Source organism: Micromonospora rubida (assembly GCF_009908295.1).
Lineage (GTDB): Bacteria > Actinomycetota > Actinomycetes > Mycobacteriales > Micromonosporaceae > Micromonospora > Micromonospora rubida.
Genome location: NZ_JAAALO010000002.1, coordinates 560,581 through 577,308 on the forward strand (window position 1 = coordinate 560,581; position 16,728 = coordinate 577,308).

General features: G+C 73.8%; 13 protein-coding genes. 4 read left to right on the forward strand and 9 right to left on the reverse strand.

Annotation, left to right across the window (positions count from 1 at the left end):
- Positions 1 to 125 precede the first annotated feature (125 nt).
- On the reverse strand, positions 126 to 1,073 hold the full coding sequence (locus GVV04_RS06935) for an NUDIX domain-containing protein (protein ID WP_161685742.1): 948 nt from the start codon (positions 1,071 to 1,073) through the stop codon (positions 126 to 128).
- 144 nt (positions 1,074 to 1,217) lie between these two features.
- Here GVV04_RS06935 and GVV04_RS06940 point away from each other — a divergent pair, with 144 nt between their 5' ends.
- On the forward strand, positions 1,218 to 1,580 hold the full coding sequence (locus GVV04_RS06940) for a PspC domain-containing protein (protein WP_161685744.1): 363 nt from the start codon (positions 1,218 to 1,220) through the stop codon (positions 1,578 to 1,580).
- Between the two features lie 7 nt (positions 1,581 to 1,587).
- Here GVV04_RS06940 and guaA read toward each other — a convergent pair whose 3' ends face one another.
- Both guaA and GVV04_RS06950 read right to left on the reverse strand, forming a co-directional pair.
- Entirely contained in the window at positions 1,588 to 3,144 is a 1,557-nt protein-coding gene (gene guaA / locus GVV04_RS06945; protein ID WP_161685746.1) for a glutamine-hydrolyzing GMP synthase, read from the reverse strand.
- A gap of 128 nt (positions 3,145 to 3,272) precedes the next feature.
- A complete protein-coding gene (locus GVV04_RS06950; RefSeq protein WP_161685748.1) occupies positions 3,273 to 4,970 on the reverse strand; it encodes an FAD-dependent oxidoreductase in 1,698 nt (565 codons plus the stop codon).
- A gap of 139 nt (positions 4,971 to 5,109) precedes the next feature.
- Between GVV04_RS06950 and GVV04_RS06955 the strand changes: the two genes are divergently transcribed.
- Positions 5,110 to 6,228: an LCP family protein gene (locus GVV04_RS06955; protein WP_161685750.1), complete on the forward strand. Its 1,119-nt coding sequence runs from the start codon at positions 5,110 to 5,112 to the stop codon at positions 6,226 to 6,228.
- A gap of 49 nt (positions 6,229 to 6,277) precedes the next feature.
- On the opposite strand, the gene GVV04_RS06960 is transcribed toward GVV04_RS06955, so the two are convergent.
- From GVV04_RS06960 to guaB, 4 genes are all read right to left on the reverse strand, one after another.
- Positions 6,278 to 7,756 (reverse strand): M1 family metallopeptidase, encoded by a 1,479-nt coding sequence (locus GVV04_RS06960; protein WP_161685752.1) that lies wholly within the window; start codon positions 7,754 to 7,756, stop codon positions 6,278 to 6,280.
- Positions 7,757 to 7,957: 201 nt separating this feature from the next.
- Positions 7,958 to 9,436, reverse strand: coding sequence for a M1 family metallopeptidase (locus GVV04_RS06965; RefSeq protein ID WP_161685754.1), 1,479 nt, complete (start codon positions 9,434 to 9,436; stop codon positions 7,958 to 7,960).
- A 208-nt stretch (positions 9,437 to 9,644) separates the two neighbouring features.
- Entirely contained in the window at positions 9,645 to 10,763 is a 1,119-nt protein-coding gene (locus GVV04_RS06970; protein ID WP_161685756.1) for a GuaB3 family IMP dehydrogenase-related protein, read from the reverse strand.
- Positions 10,764 to 10,793: 30 nt separating this feature from the next.
- Positions 10,794 to 12,356: an IMP dehydrogenase gene (gene guaB / locus GVV04_RS06975; protein WP_161685758.1), complete on the reverse strand. Its 1,563-nt coding sequence runs from the start codon at positions 12,354 to 12,356 to the stop codon at positions 10,794 to 10,796.
- Between the two features lie 232 nt (positions 12,357 to 12,588).
- On the opposite strand from guaB, the gene GVV04_RS06980 reads away from it, so the two are divergent.
- Positions 12,589 to 12,999 carry a DUF5319 domain-containing protein gene (locus GVV04_RS06980; protein WP_161685760.1) on the forward strand — a complete coding sequence of 137 codons (411 nt, stop codon included), beginning with the start codon at positions 12,589 to 12,591 and terminating at the stop codon, positions 12,997 to 12,999.
- 37 nt (positions 13,000 to 13,036) lie between these two features.
- Here GVV04_RS06980 and GVV04_RS06985 read toward each other — a convergent pair whose 3' ends face one another.
- A complete protein-coding gene (locus GVV04_RS06985; protein ID WP_161685762.1) occupies positions 13,037 to 13,855 on the reverse strand; it encodes a helix-turn-helix transcriptional regulator in 819 nt (272 codons plus the stop codon).
- A gap of 253 nt (positions 13,856 to 14,108) precedes the next feature.
- Between GVV04_RS06985 and GVV04_RS06990 the strand changes: the two genes are divergently transcribed.
- Positions 14,109 to 14,492, forward strand: coding sequence for a WhiB family transcriptional regulator (locus GVV04_RS06990; protein WP_161685763.1), 384 nt, complete (start codon positions 14,109 to 14,111; stop codon positions 14,490 to 14,492).
- Between the two features lie 592 nt (positions 14,493 to 15,084).
- Here GVV04_RS06990 and groL read toward each other — a convergent pair.
- Positions 15,085 to 16,728: a chaperonin GroEL gene (groL, locus tag GVV04_RS06995; protein ID WP_161685765.1), complete on the reverse strand. Its 1,644-nt coding sequence runs from the start codon at positions 16,726 to 16,728 to the stop codon at positions 15,085 to 15,087.

The window sequence follows — 16,728 nt, forward strand, 5'->3', positions numbered from 1 at the left end:
CCACTCCCCGTCCGCCCGGATCGCACGCCCGGTCGATCATGAAGCTATCGCCTGCCGCCAGGGCGGGTCGCGGCGACAACCCGATGAGCGACCGGGCCCACGCGAGGGCTGAGGGGACGGGGCGGTCAGGTGAGCCGGGCGGCCTGGACTGCCTCGGCCGTGACCTCGGTGAGCCGGTCGGCGGGCAGGGCGCCGAGCTCCTCGCGGGCGAACCAGCGGGCCTCGCAGGTGGAGCCGCCGACGTCGGTCACGGTGGGCGGGGCGGGCTGGTCGACCGCAACCCGGTAGAAGGCACGCACGCCGTGCCAGTCGATCGGATAGCCCTCGGGGCCGAGCGAGGCGGCGTCGCGGTGGCTGGCCACGCCGAGCAGCTCGACGAGGCGACCCCGCTGGCCGGTCTCCTCGACCAGTTCCCGGATCAGCGCCGCGCCCGGCTGCTCGCCGTAGTCGGTGCCGCCGCCGGGCAGGTGCCAGCAGCCGGCGCCCGGGTACCCGTCGGAGACCCGGGTGAGCAGCACCCGGCCCTCGGGGTCGGTCGCCACCGCGTACGCGGCGAAGCGCTGGGCCCGGTGCAGCCCGTCCGGGCCCGGGACCGCGTAGAAGGAGGGGAACTCCGGCGGCTCGTCGGGCACCACGTCGGCCGAGGAGGCGGGCAGGCCGAGGGCCCGCGCGGTGAACGCGCGCAACGGCAGCTCGCGGGCCTCGGTGAGGGTGAACCAGCGGGCCAGGTCGGTGGGCCGGTCGACCCGGTCGGCGAGCGTGCCGCCCCGCACCGAGACCTGGTAGATGAGCCGGTCGGTGTGGATGGTGATGCCCCGCTCGGGCAGGGCCCGCATGTCCGCGAGCACGTCGTCCAGCCCGGCGACGGCGACCGAGAGCCCGGTCTCGGCGGCGGTCTCCCGGACGACGGTGTGGTTCGGGTCCTCCCCGTGGTCGACCGCCCCGCCGGGGAGGGACCACGTTCCGGGGGTGCCGGAGCGCTCCGATGCGCGGACCAGCAACACTCGGCCGACTGAATCAGCACAAACTGCGTATGCCGCGATCCTGCGGAGCGGCTCCAGCATGGTGGTCACGGGGGGGAATTCTCCTCGGCCGGCGTTACCTGCACCGAAAAGAGTCAGATTCCTGACTGATGACTGGATCATCAGGGAACGGTCAGGGTAACGATCCGGGCCGTCACCGAGGTCGCCGCGCCGCCCGGCGCGGACCGTGGGGACATGACCTCGACGCCGCCGCACCAGGCCCCGTACAAGCAGCTCCGCCGCCCCACCACCGACCGGATGGTGGCCGGGGTGGCCAGCGGCCTCGGCCGCTACTTCGCCGTCGACCCCACCCTCGTCCGGGTGGGGTTCGCCGTCGCGACCGTGCTCACCGGCGGGCTCGCCGCGCTGACGTACCCGATCATGTGGTTCCTGATGCCGGAGGAGCCGGCCGGCGCCCCCGCCTGGCCGCACCCGGCGGGCCCCGCGACGCCCGGCACGTCGCCCACCCCGGGGTACGGCCCGCAGCCCACCTGGCCGCCGGCCCCGCCGACCGCGCCCGGGGCGCCGGACGAGCCGGTGCCCCAGACGGCCGGCTGAGCCGGCGTCACTCCCACTCGATGGTGCCCGGCGGCTTGCTGGTGACGTCCAGGACCACCCGGTTCACCTCGGCCACCTCGTTGGTGATCCGGGTGGAGATCCTGGCGACCACCTCGTAGGGCAGCCGGGACCAGTCGGCGGTCATCGCGTCCTCGCTGGAGACCGGGCGCAGCACCACGGGATGCCCGTAGCTGCGCCCGTCACCCTGCACGCCGACGCTGCGCACGTCGGCCAGCAGCACCACCGGGAACTGCCAGACGCCCCGGTCCAGGCCGGCGGCGGTCAACTCCTCGCGGGCGATCAGGTCGGCCTGGCGCAGCAGGTCGAGCCGCTGCTGGTCGACCGCGCCGATGATCCGGATGGCCAGGCCGGGACCCGGGAACGGGTGCCGCCAGACCATCGCCTCGGGCAGGCCCAGCTCCAGGCCGAGCGCCCGGACCTCGTCCTTGAACAGCGTGCGCAGCGGCTCGACCAGGGCGAACTTCAGGTCCTCCGGGAGGCCGCCGACGTTGTGGTGGCTCTTGATGTTGGCGGTGCCGGTGCCGCCGCCGGACTCCACCACGTCCGGGTAGAGGGTGCCCTGGACCAGGAACTCGACGTCGCCGTGCGAGGCGACCTCCCGGGCGGCGGCCTCGAAGACCCGGATGAACTCCCGGCCGATGATCTTCCGCTTCTGCTCCGGGTCGATCACCCCGGCCAGCGCGCCGAGGAACCTCTCCTGCGCGTCGACCACCTTGAGCCTGATGCCGGTGGCGGCGACGTAGTCCTTCTCCACCTGCTCGGCCTCGCCGGCCCGCAGCAGGCCGTGGTCGACGAAGACGCAGGTGAGCTGGTCGCCCACGGCCCTGTGCACCAGCGCGGCGGCGACCGCCGAGTCCACCCCGCCGGACAGGCCGCAGATGACCTCCTTGTCGCCCACCTGGGCGCGGATCCGGGCCACCTGCTCGTCGATGATGTTCGCGGGGGTCCAGGTGGGCTCGATGCCGGCGATGTCGTACAGGAACCGGGTGAGCATCTCCTGGCCGTGCGCGGTGTGCCCGACCTCCGGGTGGAACTGCACCCCGGCCCGGCGGCCGGTGAGGTCCTCGAACGCGGCGACCGGGGCACCCGCCGACTCGGCGGTGACCGTGAAGCCGGCCGGGGCCTCGGTGACGCAGTCGCCGTGGCTCATCCACACCGGCAGGTCGGCCGGCAGGTCGCGGAGCAGCACCCCGGGGTCGAGGAGGCGGGGGCGCAGCGGGGTGCCGCCGTACTCCCGGTTGCCGGTGCGCGCCACGGTGCCGCCGAGCGCCTGGGCCATCGCCTGGAAGCCGTAGCAGATGCCGAACACCGGGACGCCGGCGTTGAACATCCCGGCGTCGATCTGCGGGGCGTCGGGGGCGTAGACGCTGGACGGGCCGCCGGACAGGATGATCGCGGCCGGGTTCTTCGCCAGCATCTCGGCCACCGGCATCGAGTGCGGCACGATCTCGGAATAGACCCGCGCCTCACGCACCCGGCGCGCGATGAGCTGGGCGTACTGGGCTCCGAAGTCCACCACAAGGACGGGGCGAGGCGTGCTCATGTGCAGGAAGCCTACCGACAGTCACACCCGCCCCGGGCAGCGGCCGGCCATTCCCGCGTGGCGTACCGCGCCCGGCCTGCGGACGGCGGGGGCTGCCTTCCCACCGGAGGCGTCAGGAGGCGTCCCGCTCAGGGCCGCAGGGCGCCGGGGGCGTCCGCCGGGACGGCCGGGTGGGCCGGCGGCACCGGGTCGAGACGCAGGTACGGCTCCCCGAGCGGCGGGCGCGGGTCGGCCTCCCCCTTGTTGGGCCAGAGGGACATCGCCCGTTCCGCCTGTGCGGTGATGGTCAGCGAGGGGTTCACCCCGAGGTTCGCCGAGACGGCCGCGCCGTCCACCACGTGCAGCCCGGGATGGCCGTGCACCCGGTGGTACGGGTCGATCACCCCGTCGGCCGGGGTGACCCCGATCACCGCCCCGCCGAGGATGTGCGCGGTCATCGGGATGTTGAACGGCTCGGTGAGCGCCCCGCCGGGCGTACCGCCGATCTCCTCGGCGAGCAGCCGGGCGGCGGCGTTGCCGGCCGGGATCCAGGTCGGGCTGGGCTCGCCGTGGCCGGCGACGGCGGCCAGCCGCCGGCCGAACAGGCCGCGCCGCCAGCGGGTGGTCAGCGAGTTGTCGGCGGACTGCATGACCAGCGCGATGATGGTCCGCTCCGACCAGTTGCGGACGGTGAGCATCCGGGCGGCGGTCCCGGGCTGCCGCAGCAGGGTGGCCACCCAGCGGCGGACCCGGTGCGGGCCGCCGTCGACCAGCAGCGACTGGAGCAGCCCCATCGCGTTCGAGCCGCGCCCGTAGCGGACCGGCTCGATGTGGGTCTGCGGGTCGGGGTGGAACGAGCTGGTGATCGCCACCCCCTCGGTGAAGTCCAGCCCCTCGGCGCGGGCCCGCGCGGGCGGCACCGACGCGCCGAGGATCGCCTCGGAGTTCGTCCGGGTCAGCTCGCCGAGGCGGGGCGACAGGGCGGGCAGCGCCCCGGTGGCCTTCATCTCGTGCAGCAGCCGCTGGGTGCCGAGCGACCCGGCGGCGAGGACCACCTGGTCGGCGTGGAACACCTGGCGGCGCCGGCGCAGCCAGGCCCCGGTGCGGACGGTCTCCACCCGGTAGCCGCCGCCGTCGGCCGGGCGGACGGCGGTGACCGTGGTCAGCGGGTGCACCCGCGCGCCGAGCCGTTCGGCCAGCCACAGGTAGTTCTTGACCAGGGTGTTCTTCGCCCCGTGCCGGCAGCCGGTCATGCACGCCCCGCAGTGCGTGCAGCCGGTGCGCTCCGGGCCGGCCCCGCCGAAGTACGGGTCGGCGACCCGCTCCCCCGGCCGGCCGATGTGCACCCCGACGGGGGTGGAGTGGTAGGTGTGGCCGACGCCCATCCGGTCGGCCACCGCCCGCATCGCCCGGTCCGCGCGGGTCTGCACCGGGTACGTGGTGACGCCGAGCATCCGCTTCGCCTGGTCGAAGTGGCGGGCCAGCTCGGCACGCCAGTCGGTGACGTCCCGCCACTGCGGGTCGGCGTAGAACGCGTCGAGCGGCTCGTAGAGGGTGTTCGCGTAGACCAGCGAGCCGCCGCCCACCCCGGCCCCGGACAGCACCAGCACCCCGCCGCCCGCCCCACGGCCGGCGGACCGGAGCAGGGTGATCCGTTGCAGCCCGTAGCAGCCGAGGCGCGGGGCCCAGAGGAACCGGCGCATCCGCCACGAGGTCTCCGGGAACTCGTCGTCGGCGAAGCGCCGCCCGGCCTCCAGCACGCCGACCGAGTAACCCTTCTCGGCCAGCCGGAGCGCGGTGACGCTGCCGCCGAAGCCGGAACCGATGACGAGCACGTCGTACCGCATGAAGGCATCATTACCGACGGGTAGCTATCGCGCCAGCGCCCGTTTTCGCGGCATCATGCACCCCGCCGCCGGCGATCCGTCGCCCAGCGGCCGCAACCCGACGACTCGGTCGGAGCGTTGTACGAGCGGGGGGTGTGACATGGCCGGACAGGCGGGAACCGGACGCCGGCGGTGGCGGCTGGGGCTGGCGGTCCTCGCGGCCCTGGTCCTGGTGGCGGGCGGCGCGACGGCGGCCGTCCGGCTGGCCGCCGACCGGCAGCCCGAACGCGGGGCGGGGCGGATCGCCGCCGCGCCCACGCCGTCGGAGGCCACGCCGAGCCCCACCCCGCCGCCGGGGGCCGACGTGACCGGGCCGCTGAACCTGCTCATGGTCGGCGTGGACACCCGGGTCAGCGTGCCCGGCTGGGAGCCGCACGGCGACGCCGTGCTGGTGGCGCACGTGACGAAGGAACTGGACCGGGCGTACGTCTTCTCGCTCCCCCGCGACCTGCTGGTCGACATCCCCGCTTTCCCGAAGGCCGGGTACTCCGGCGGGAAGACCAAGCTCACCCACGCGATGAGCTACGGCAGCCGGGTCCCCGGCAAGCCGAAGGAGCCGAGCGCCACCCAGGGGTACGAGCTGCTGCGCAGCACCGTCAGCGGGTACACCGGGCTGCGCTTCGACGCCGGGGCGGTGGTCACCTTCCAGGGCTTCGAGAAGCTGGTGAACGCCGTCGGCGGCATCGACGTCTACGTCGACCAGCGCACCGTCTCGCTGCACCGGCAGCCCAACGGCAAGCACCGCGACCCGGCGCCGGGCGGCGGCGGCTACGTCGGCCCGCAGATGGTCTACGAGAAGGGCGAACAGCACCTCAACGGCTGGCAGGCGCTGGACTACGCCCGGCAGCGCTACGGCCTGGACGGCGGGGACTACGCCCGGCAGCGCCACCAGCAGCAGCTGATCCGGGCGCTGGTCCGCAAGATCCAGGGCGAGGACCTGGCCCGGCAGCCCGACCGGGTCGAGCAGGTGGTCGGCGCGCTCGGCGACACCCTGATCTACGCGGGCGGGCCGAGGATCGTCGACCTCGCGTACGCCCTCGGCGGGCTGCCCGCCGACCGGCTCGTCCTGGTCAGCCTGCCCGGCGAGGGGGTCGGCAAGGGCAGCGCCTACCGTGGCGAGCAGCTCAAGCCGGTCGGCCGGAAATTCCTCACCGAGCTGAAGGCGGGCCGCGCCGAGCAGTACCTGGCCGCCCACCCCGAGCTGATCGTGAAGAAGTGACCGGTGCCGGGGCGGCCGATCCACCGGGCCGCCGCGCGGGCGACCCGGATCAGCGCGTCGGCCCCGGCCGCTCCGGCCGCTCGGTGCCGTACAGCCACGCGTCGAAGAGCGCGTCGAGCTGCTTGCCGGAGACCTGCTCGGCGAGGGCCACGAACTCCGCGGTGGTGGCGTTGCCGTCGCGCTTGTCCGCCGCCCAGGTCTTCAACAGCTCGAAGAACGCCCGGTCGCCGACGGCGGCGCGCAGCGCGTGCACGGTCATCGCCCCGCGCTGGTACACCGATTCGCTGAACAGGTCCTTCGCCCCCGGCTTCCCCGGCGGGGTCCGCCAGACCTGACCGGACGCGCCGAGGTACGCCGCGTCGAACGACTGCCGCGCCGTCCGCCCGCCACGGTGCTCCTCCCACAGCCACTCCGCGTACGTGGCGAGCCCCTCGTTGAGCCAGATGTCCTGCCACCTGGCCAGCGCCACGCTGTTGCCGAACCACTGGTGGGCCAGCTCGTGCGCGACCACCCCGGTGTTCTCGCCCCGGCGGAAGAAGTTGGCCGAGTAGACCGGCCGGCTCTGCGTCTCCAGCGCGTACCCGATGCCCGGCTCGGAGACGACCACCCCGCCGTACGCGCCGAACGGGTACGGCCCGAAGACGCCCTCCAGGTAGTCGGCCACCTCGACGGTGCGGGCGATCGACGCGTCCGCGGCCCCCTTCGGCACCTTCGTGGTGACCGCGCTGAACACCGGCCGGCCCTTGTGCTCGGCGCGGGTCACCCGGAACTCGCCGATCGCCAGGGTGCTCAGGTAGCTGGCCATGGGCGAGCGCTCGGCCCATTTCCAGGTGGTCCAGCCGGCCTGGGTGCTCTTCCCCAGCGGCACCCCGTTGCTGACCGCCGTCAGCCCCTCCGGCACGGTGATCTCGAAGTCGTACGCGGCCTTGTCGGAGGGGTGGTCGTTGACCGGGAACCAGGTGCTCGCCGACTCGGGCTGGCCGAGGGCCACCGCGCCGTCGGAGGTGGCCCGGAACCCGCCCTCGCCGAGGGCCTCGTTGCGCAGCAGCTTCGGCTCGCCGTCGTAGCCGATCTCGGCGGTGAAGCCGTTGCCGGAGGTCAGCCCGGCGGCGGGGGTCACCACCAGCTCGTCGTCGGCGCGGGCGTGCCGGGCGGGGACGCCGTCCACGGTCACCTTCCGCACGGTCAGCCCGGCCAGGTCCAGGTTGAAGGAGGACAGGTCGACGGTGGCCGTGGCCTGCACGACCGTGGTGCCGGTCAACCGGTCCTTCGCCGGGTCGTAACGGACCCGCACGGTGTACCGGGTCACGTCGTACCCGGCGTTGCCGTACCGGGGGAAGTAGTCGTCGCCCACCCCGGCCGCGCCGGGCCTGAACTGCCGGGCCGAGGTCGTCGACGCGGCGGCCTCCGGCGCGGACGGCTCGGTCGGCGTCGAGGAGCAGGCGGCCGAGGAGCAGGCGGCCAGCCCCAGCGCAACGGCCAGCAGCAGCCCGGTGCCGGGGCGCAGGCCCCGCAGGGTCAGCGTCATCACGTCGTCCCTCCCGGCGGAGGTCCCCGGACCGCCCGACCCTGGCCGGCCGCTCCGCCCGCGGCAGCCTACCGAGCGCCGGCCACGGCGCGGTCACGCCGGGTGGGACCGGGAAGGGCGGCTGGGATCCCTCGGCGGCCCGGTCCGAGACGTTCGTGGTCGGGTTGTCACGCCGGGTGGGACCGGGAAGGGCGGGTGGGATCAGGGCAAGGCGGGAGCGGTGCCGCCGACGAGCCAGGCGTCGAAGAACGCGCCGAGCCGCCGGCCGGAGACCCGCTCGGCGAGGGCGACGAAGTCCGCAGTGGTGGCGTTGCCGCCGCGCCGCTCGGCGGTCCAGGTGCGCAGGATCCGGAAGAACACCTCGTCACCGACGGTGCGCCGCAGCGCGTGCACCGCGAGCGCGCCCCGCTGGTAGACGGCGGCACCGAACATGTCCGCCCGGCCCGGATTCACCGACGGCCGCGACCAGTCGGTCGCGGCGTGACGCAGCTCGAAGGCGCGCTGCGCGGTCCGGCCGCCGCCGTGCTCCGTCCAGAGCCACTCGGCGTACGTCGCGAAGCCCTCGTTGAGCCAGATGTCGCCCCACCGGTCCAGCGAGACGCTGTCGCCGAACCACTGGTGGGCCAGCTCGTGGGCGACCACCTCGGTGTTCGGGCCGCCGGCGAGGAAGAACCCCGGCCCGTAGGCCGGGCGGGACTGGGTCTCCAGCGCGTACGAGATCCGCCCGTCGGCGAGCGCGATCCCGCCGTACGAGTCGAACGGGTACGGCCCGAAGCGGTCGGCCAGGAAGTCGGCGATCTCCCCGGTACGGGCGATCGAGGTGGCGGCCGGCCCGTCCGCCGGCAGGCCCGCCGCGACGGCGGTGACCATCGGCTTGCCGGCGTGGGTGCCCGTGGTCACCCGGTAGTCGCCGATCACCAGCGTGCTCAGGTAGCTGGCCATCGGCGCCCGCTCGGCCCAGCGCCAGGTGGTCCAGCCGCCGCTGCTGCTCCGCCCCGCCGGCACCCCGTTGCTGAGCGCGGCGAGCCCGTCCGGCACGGTCACCTCGACGTCGTAGGTGGCCTTGTCGGACGGGTGGTCGTTGACCGGGAACCAGGTGGCCGCCGACTCGGGCTGGCCGAGGGCCACCGCGCCGTCCGGGGTGGCCAGGAAGCCGCCGACGCCCAACTCGCTCTCGACCGGCGCGGGCACCCCGGCGTACTCCACCTCGACGGCGAACGGGGCGCCCCTCGCCAGGCCGCGTGCCGGGGTGACCACCAGCTCACGCCCGTCCCGGGCGTGCCGGGCGGGCTTCCCGTCGACGCGGACCGTGGACACGGTCAGGCCGGCGAGGTCCAGGTTGAACCGGGACAGGGCGGCGGTCGTCGTGGCGGTGATCGTGGCGTGGCCGGTGAGCCGATCGTCGGCCGGGTCGTAGCGGACCCGCAACCGGTACGCGGCCACGTCGTAGCCGCCGTTGCCGTGGCCCGGGACGTACGGGTCGCCGACGTCGACCGGGCCGGGGCGGGGGCGGTCGGGGTCCGGAGGCGCCCCGGTGCAGCCGGCGAGCACGGCCACGACGAGCCCTCCGGCCAGCAGAGAACGCCCCGCCCACCCGGTACGGACGCCCCCCGACCTCGGCCGAGCGCCACTGCTGCCTGCGGCAACTCCCCGACCCGGCCACCCTCCCACTCGAACCATCACTCACCTCGCCACGCTCAGAAAACCCCACCCACCCACCCCATACCCTCCCAAACTCCCCGCCCCGCCCCCACCCCCTCCCGTCCCCACCCCCGCCTAATACACGGAAAGAGTGGTTATTCCGGCGGGAATAACCACTCTTTCCGTGAAAGTGCGGCCCGTGGGGTTGCCCGGGGGGCCCCGGGGGCGGGGGTGGGGTGGGGGTGGGTTAGCGGTCTAGGACCAGGCCTACCTTTTGGAATTCCTTGAGGTCGCGGTAGCCGCACTTGGCCATCGCGCGGCGGAGGCCGCCGAACAGGTTGAGCTGGCCGTCCGGCTCGTCGGCCGGGCCGGACAGGAGCTGCTCCATCGAGCCGAGCGGCTCGCCGGCCACCTCGAACGCCCCGCGCGGCAGCGACGGGTGGCTGGCCGCGGAGTGCCACCACGCGCCGCCGGCCGGGGCCTCCTCGCACAGCGACAGCGGCTCGCCGAGCATCACCGCGTCCGCGCCGCAACCCAGCGCCTTGGCGATGTCGCCGGAGGTCTGGATGTCCCCGTCGGCGATCAGGTGCACGTACCGGCCGCCGGTCTCGTCCAGGTAGTCGCGGCGGGCAGCGGCGGCGTCGGCGATCGCGGTGGCCATCGGCACCCGGATGCCGAGCACCGACTCGGTGGTCGACCACTCGTCGCCGCCGATGCCGACGATCACCCCGGCCGCGCCGGTGCGCATCAGGTGCAGCGCGGTCTTGTAGTCGGTGCAGCCGCCGACGATGACCGGGAGGTCGAGGTCGGCGATGAACTCCTTGAGGTTCAGCGGCTCGTCGGTGGTGGAGACGTGCTCGGCCGACACGATGGTCCCCTGGATCACCAGGATGTCCACGCCCGAGTCGAGGATCACCGGGGCCAGCGCCAGGGTGTGCTGCGGGGAGACCCGGACCGCCACGGTGCTGCCGCCGGCCCGCAGCTCACGGACCCGCTCGGCGATCAGGTCCGGGCGGATCGGCTCGGCGTACACCTCCTGGAGCCGCTTGGTGGCGCGGGCGTCCTCGCCCAGCGCGGCCAGCTCCTCAAGGATCTTGGTCGGGTTCTCGTACCGGGTCCACAGGCCCTCGACGTTGAGCACGCCGAGCCCGCCGAGCTGGCCGAGCCGCACGGCCGACTGCGGGCTCATCGTCGCGTCCGAGGGGTGCCCCACGCAGGGGATGTCGAACGGGTACGCGTCGAGCTGCCAGGCGGTGGAGACGTCGTCGACGTCCCGGGTGCGGCGGCTCGGCACGATGGCGATGTCGTCCAGGTGGTAACCGCGCTGCGCGGTTTTGCCCAGGCCGATCTCGACCACGTCACGCATGGGGGCTCCAGGTGTCTCGGGGGGTGGTGGTCAGCGGGAGTGGTAGTTCGGCGCCTCGGCGGTCATCTGGATGTCGTGCGGGTGGCTCTCCTTGAGCCCGGCCGCGGTGATCCGGATGAGCTGACCCCGGTGGTGCAGATCCGGGATGTTCTCCGCACCGGCGTACCCCATCGCCAGGCGCAGCCCGCCGACCAGCTGGTGGGCCATCCGGGAGAGCGGCCCCCGGTAGGGCACCTGGCCCTCCACGCCCTCCGGGACCAGCTTGTCGTCGCTGAGCACGTCCTGCTGGAAGTAGCGGTCCTTGCTGTACGACTTGGCCTGGCCCCGGGACTGCATCGCGCCGAGCGAGCCCATCCCCCGGTATGCCTTGTACTGCTTGCCGTTGACGAAGATCAGCTCGCCGGGGCTCTCCTCGCAGCCGGCCAGCAGGCTGCCGAGCATCACCGTGTCGGCGCCGGCCACCATGGCCTTGGCGATGTCACCCGAGTACTGGATGCCGCCGTCGCCGATCACCGGCACGCCGGCCGGGCGGGCGGCCCGGGCCGCCTCCATGATCGCGGTGATCTGCGGGACGCCCACCCCGGCGACGATCCGGGTGGTGCAGATCGCGCCGGGGCCCACCCCGACCTTCACGCCGTCGGCGCCGGCGTCGACCAGGGCCTTCGCCCCGGCGTACGTGGCCACGTTGCCGCCGACGATGTCGATCTTTACGTCCTTCTTGAGCTGGCGCACCATGTCCAGCACCGCCCGCTGGTGGCCGTGCGCGGTGTCCACGATCAGCACGTCCACGCCCGCGTCGACCAGGGCCCGGGCCCGCTTGTAGGCGTCCTCGCCCACGCCGATGGCGGCGGCGACCCGGAGCCGACCGGCGTCGTCCTTGCTGGCGTCCGGGTACTGCTCGCTCTTGGTGAAGTCCTTGACGGTGATCAGCCCGCGCAGCCGGCCCGAGTCGTCGACGATCGGCAGTTTCTCGACCTTGTGCTGGCGCAGCAACGCCAGCGCCTCGTCCTTGCGCACCCCGACGGGCGCGGTGACCAGCGGCGTCCGGGTCATGATCTCGTGGACCGGGGTGGCCGGCTCGGAGACGAAGCGCATGTCCCGGTTGGTGACGATGCCGACGAGCTGGCCGTCGCCGTCCACCACGGGCACCCCGGAGATCCGGTACCTGCCGCAGAGCGCGTCGACGTCGCGCAGGGTGTCCTGCGGGCTGGCCGTCACCGGATTGGTGATCATGCCGGACTCGGAGCGCTTGACCAGGTCGACCTGGAGCGCCTGGTCCTCCAGGGAGAGGTTGCGGTGCAGCACGCCGATGCCGCCCTGGCGGGCCATCGCGATCGCCATCCGCGCCTCGGTGACCGTGTCCATCGCGCTGGACAGCAGCGGGATGGCCAGCTCGATGTTGCGGGTCAGCCGGGTGCGGGTGTTGACCCGGCTGGGCACCACGTCCGACTCGCCGGGCTGGAGCAGCACGTCGTCGAAGGTGAGGCCGAGCGGAACCACGCGGGCCGAGCCGGCGGGCAGCTCCGGCAGGTGGCCGCCCAGCTCGCCGTGATCGGCGCCGGCCGGCGGAACGGTGCTGGGCGAATTATCCACGAATGCTCTCCTGAGCTGGTCGGGCGGGCTTCAGCGAGGCGGCGCGCGCGGGCAACCGGCGCACGCCGGGTGACGGCGCGTCAGTGTCATCGTACCCATCGGCCCGGGCCGACCCCGCCGGAGCCGGCCCGGTCGTCGACGCTGCGTGACGGCGGCCCCCGTCAGCCCCGACGCCGGGTGACCGGGCGGACGGGGGCGGGCGGCACGTGGTCACGGGGTCTACGGTGAGGGGGTGCACGACGAGCCCATCGACCCGTTCAACGGCGACCCGGCCGATCCGGCGGCGGAGCTGCACGACCCGGACGGCGACGCCGCACTCGACCCCCTGACCGAGGTCGAGCGGCAGGACGTGCTTGAGGACCTCGCCGATCTGGAGATCTACCAGGCCCTGCTGGCGCCCGTCGGGGTGCGCGGGCTGGTGATCGAGTGCGAGGACTGCCGGGAGCCGCACTACTTCGACTGGGACCTGCTCCGGGGCAACCTGCGTCACCTGCTCAGTTCCGGCCGGCCCCGGGTGCACGAGCCGGCCTACGACCCGGACCCGGACCACTACGTCACCTGGGACTACGCGCGCGGCTACGCCGACGGCGTGCACGACACCCTGACCGAGGGCACCGAGGACGACACCGAGCCGGGTAGCTGAGACCGGAACCGGCCGGGCAGGGGCCCCGGCGGCGCGCTCAGGCGACCAGGCCGGCACGGAAGCCGGCGGCCACCGCGTGCGCGCGGTCGCGGGCGCCGAGCTTGCGGAACAGCCGGCGGGCGTGTGTCTTGACGGTGTCCTCCGAGACGAACAGCTCCCGGCCGATCTCGGCGTTGCTCTTGCCCTCGGCCATTCCGAGCAGCACCTGGAGCTCCCGCTCGGTCAGGCCGACCGCCCCCCGGGCGCCCCTGGCCGGGACGGCCCGCCGGGGGTTCGCCGGCTCCTCGGTCTCGCCGCCGGCCGGCTCCGGCTCGTCGTCGCCCCGCTGCACGGGCACCACCGACGGCACGCCGCCCGGCCCATCCTGGGCCGCCGACCAGGCCGAGCCTGGATTGTTCGGGGCACGGCCGGCCGGGGCGGGGCGCTTCTGGCCGCCGACGGCTGCGGCGTCCCGGGCCGGGTCGGCCACCCGGCGCCGGGTCGCCCGGCCCGGCGCGGAGAGCAGCAGCAGGGCCTTGGCCACCGCGCTGGTCAGGTCGTGGTCGGTGCCCTGGATCAGGCCCCGGGCCCCGGCGCCGATGCTGGCCGCGGCCGCGTCGGACTCCTCGGCCCCCAACAGCAGCACCGCGGCCTGTGGGGCGCGGGCCAGCACCCGACGCACGAAGCCGGCGCTGTCCGGCCGGGTGAGCGCCGTGTCGGCGAGCACCACGTCGGGTGGGCCCTCCGCCAGCCGCAACATCACCTCGGGATCGGAGACGGCGGTACGGACGGCGGCGGACAGTCCGAGCCGGGCCGCCGCGGAGTTCAGTTGCTGTGCGGCGAGCGGTGTTCGAACGCACACGAGAACAGTACGCACTGTGGTCTCCTCTCCGACCCGAAGCAGACCACGGCGGGGTGGGGCGGGGTGGGTGTTCCCAGCAATCCTCCGAACTTTTCCGACAGATGGGGCATATGCGGACCAATGTCCGACGTTTTCGATCACAGAAGTGTGAGCCGGCGCAAGCCGGGGTACCGGAATCCCAAGCCGGAAATCGGTGCGCCAGCGCGGCCGCCGCCCGGACATCCGGTCAACTGAGAGTCTCCGCGGTGCCGCGGGAGGAGGGGTGCTGATGTCGAACGTACGCAGGCTGCCCGGACCCATCGTCGACCTCTGGGACTGGCAGCGGCTCGGTGCCTGCCGGGGCCGCGACAGCGCCCAGTTCTTCCACCCGGACGGGGAGCGCGGCTCCTCCCGCCTGCGCCGCGAGTCCGGCGCCAAGACGGTCTGCCGGGCCTGCCCCGTGCGCGCCGAGTGCGCCGCGCACGCGCTGTCCGTCCGTGAGCCGTACGGCGTCTGGGGCGGCTTCAGCGAGGCGGAGCGGCTACGACTGCTCGCGGTCGGCTGGGAGGACCTGGCCGACCGCCGGCACAGCCGCGTCGACGTGGCCCGCCTGGAGTCCCGCCTCGGCCGCCCGCACAAGTCCACGATGCCGGCCCAGCGCAGCGTCGCCTGACGACCGCACCCACCGCACGACAACGCCGCGCCCCGGCCGCCCATCGCACGACGACGCCGCGCCCCGGCCGCCCATCGCACGACGACGCCGCGCCCCGGCCGCCCATCGCACGACGACGCCGCGCCCCGGGCGGCCGGGGCGCGGCGTCGTCGGTGGTGACCTGGTCCGGCCGGATCCCGCCGGATCCCACCGGATTTAGGGCGGCCGAGGCCGACCCGCAGGGCACCGGCGTTCCGGCCCCGCTGGGTGGTGCTGCTGGCGCCGGAGGTCGCGTAGCTCGGCCGCCCTTCGACACGCCCACCATCGGGTGACGGGGCTCCCGACGCGCCCGCCACGGGGTGACCGACCGCCGGGCGCGTCGGACCTGCGGCGGAAGCGTGTCTTCGGCCGGGCCGAGCGGGGCCCCCCACCGCCCACCCGCCAGGAGGCGGAAAGGACGTCAGAGAGGCGGGAAGGACGTCAGCGGCGCGGGAAGCGCGGGAAGGACGTCAGCGGCGCGGGAAGTGCGGGAAGTGCGTCAGCGGCGCGGGAAGTGCGTCAGGGCACGCCGTCGGGGTGACGGCGTGCCCTGAGCGGTGTCGTACGGCGTCGGTCAGAAGCCCGGGCCGTGCTGGTGGCCGTGGCCGTGCGAGTGGCCGTGGCCCCCGGCGGCCGGCTCGGCCTTCTCCGGCTTCTCCACCACCAGGCTCTCGGTGGTGAGGAGCAGGCCGGCGATCGAAGCGGCGTTGGAGACCGCGCTGCGGGTCACCTTCACCGGGTCGATGATGCCGGCCTTGACCAGGTCGACGTACTCGCCGGTGGCGGCGTTGAGGCCGTTGCCCCACTCCTGGGCGGCGACCTTCTGCACCACGACGTAGCCGTCGTGGCCGGCGTTCTGCGCGATCCAGCGCAGCGGCTCGACCAGCGCCTTGCGCACGATCGAGACGCCGACCTTCTCCTCGCCGGTCAGGCCGAGGTCGTCGTCGAGCACCGACCGGATCTGCGCCAGGGCGGCGCCACCGCCGGGCACCGTGCCCTCCTCGACAGCGGCCTTGGTCGCGGCGATGGCGTCCTCGATGCGGTGCTTGCGCTCCTTCATCTCGACCTCGGTCGCCGCGCCCACCTTGATGACCGCGATGCCGCCGGAGAGCTTCGCCAGCCGCTCCGCCAGCTTCTCCCGGTCCCACTCGGAGTCCGAGGCCTCGATCTCCTTGCGGATCTGGGCGACCCGGTCGGCGACCTCGCTGGACTGCCCGCCACCGTCGATGACGGTGGTGTTCTCCTTGTCGACCACGACGCGCCGGGCGGTGCCGAGCACCTCCAGGCCGACCTGGTCCAGCTTGTAGCCCAGCTCCGGGGCGACCAGCTCGGCGCCGGTGAGGATCGCCATGTCCTGGAGCATCGCCTTGCGGCGGTCGCCGAAGCCGGGGGCCTTCACCGCGCAGACCTTGACGGTCTTGCGGATGGAGTTGACCACCAGGGTGGACAGGGCCTGGCCCTCGACGTCCTCGGCGATGATCAGCAGCGGCTTGCTGTTCTGGAGGACCTTCTCCAGCAGCGGCAGCAGCTCCTCGATCGCCGAGATCTTCTGCGTGGTGATCAGGATGTACGGGTCCTCCAGGACCGCCTCCTGCTCCTCCACGTCGGTGACGAAGTTCGGCGAGATGAAGCCCTTGTCGAACTGGAGACCCTCGGTCACGTCCAGCTCGGTGGCGAGGGTGGAGCCCTCCTCGACGGTGATGACGCCGTCGCGGCCGACCCGCTCCATCGCCTCGGCGATCAGCTCACCGATCGTGGCGTCCTGCGCGGAGATCGTCGCCACGTGCGCGATCGACTCCTTGCTGGCGACCTCGACGGCCCGTTCGAGCAGGGCCTCGGAGATCTTGTTGGCGGCCGCGTCGATGCCGCGCTTGATGCCGGCCGGGTTGGTGCCGGCGGTCACGTTGCGCAGGCCCTCGCGGACCATCGCCTGGGCCAGCACGGTCGCGGTGGTGGTCCCGTCGCCGGCGACGTCGTTGGTCTTGGTCGCCACCTCCTTGACCAGCTGCGCGCCGAGGTTCTCGTACGGGTTGGTGAGCTCGATCTCCTTGGCGATGGTCACGCCGTCGTTGGTGATCGTGGGCGCACCGAACTTCTTGTCCAGGACGACGTTGCGCCCGCGCGGGCCGAGAGTGACCTTGACCGCGTCCGCGAGGGCGTTGACACCGTGCTCCAGCAGGTGCCGGGCGTCATCCGAGAAGCTAAGGATCTTCGCCAT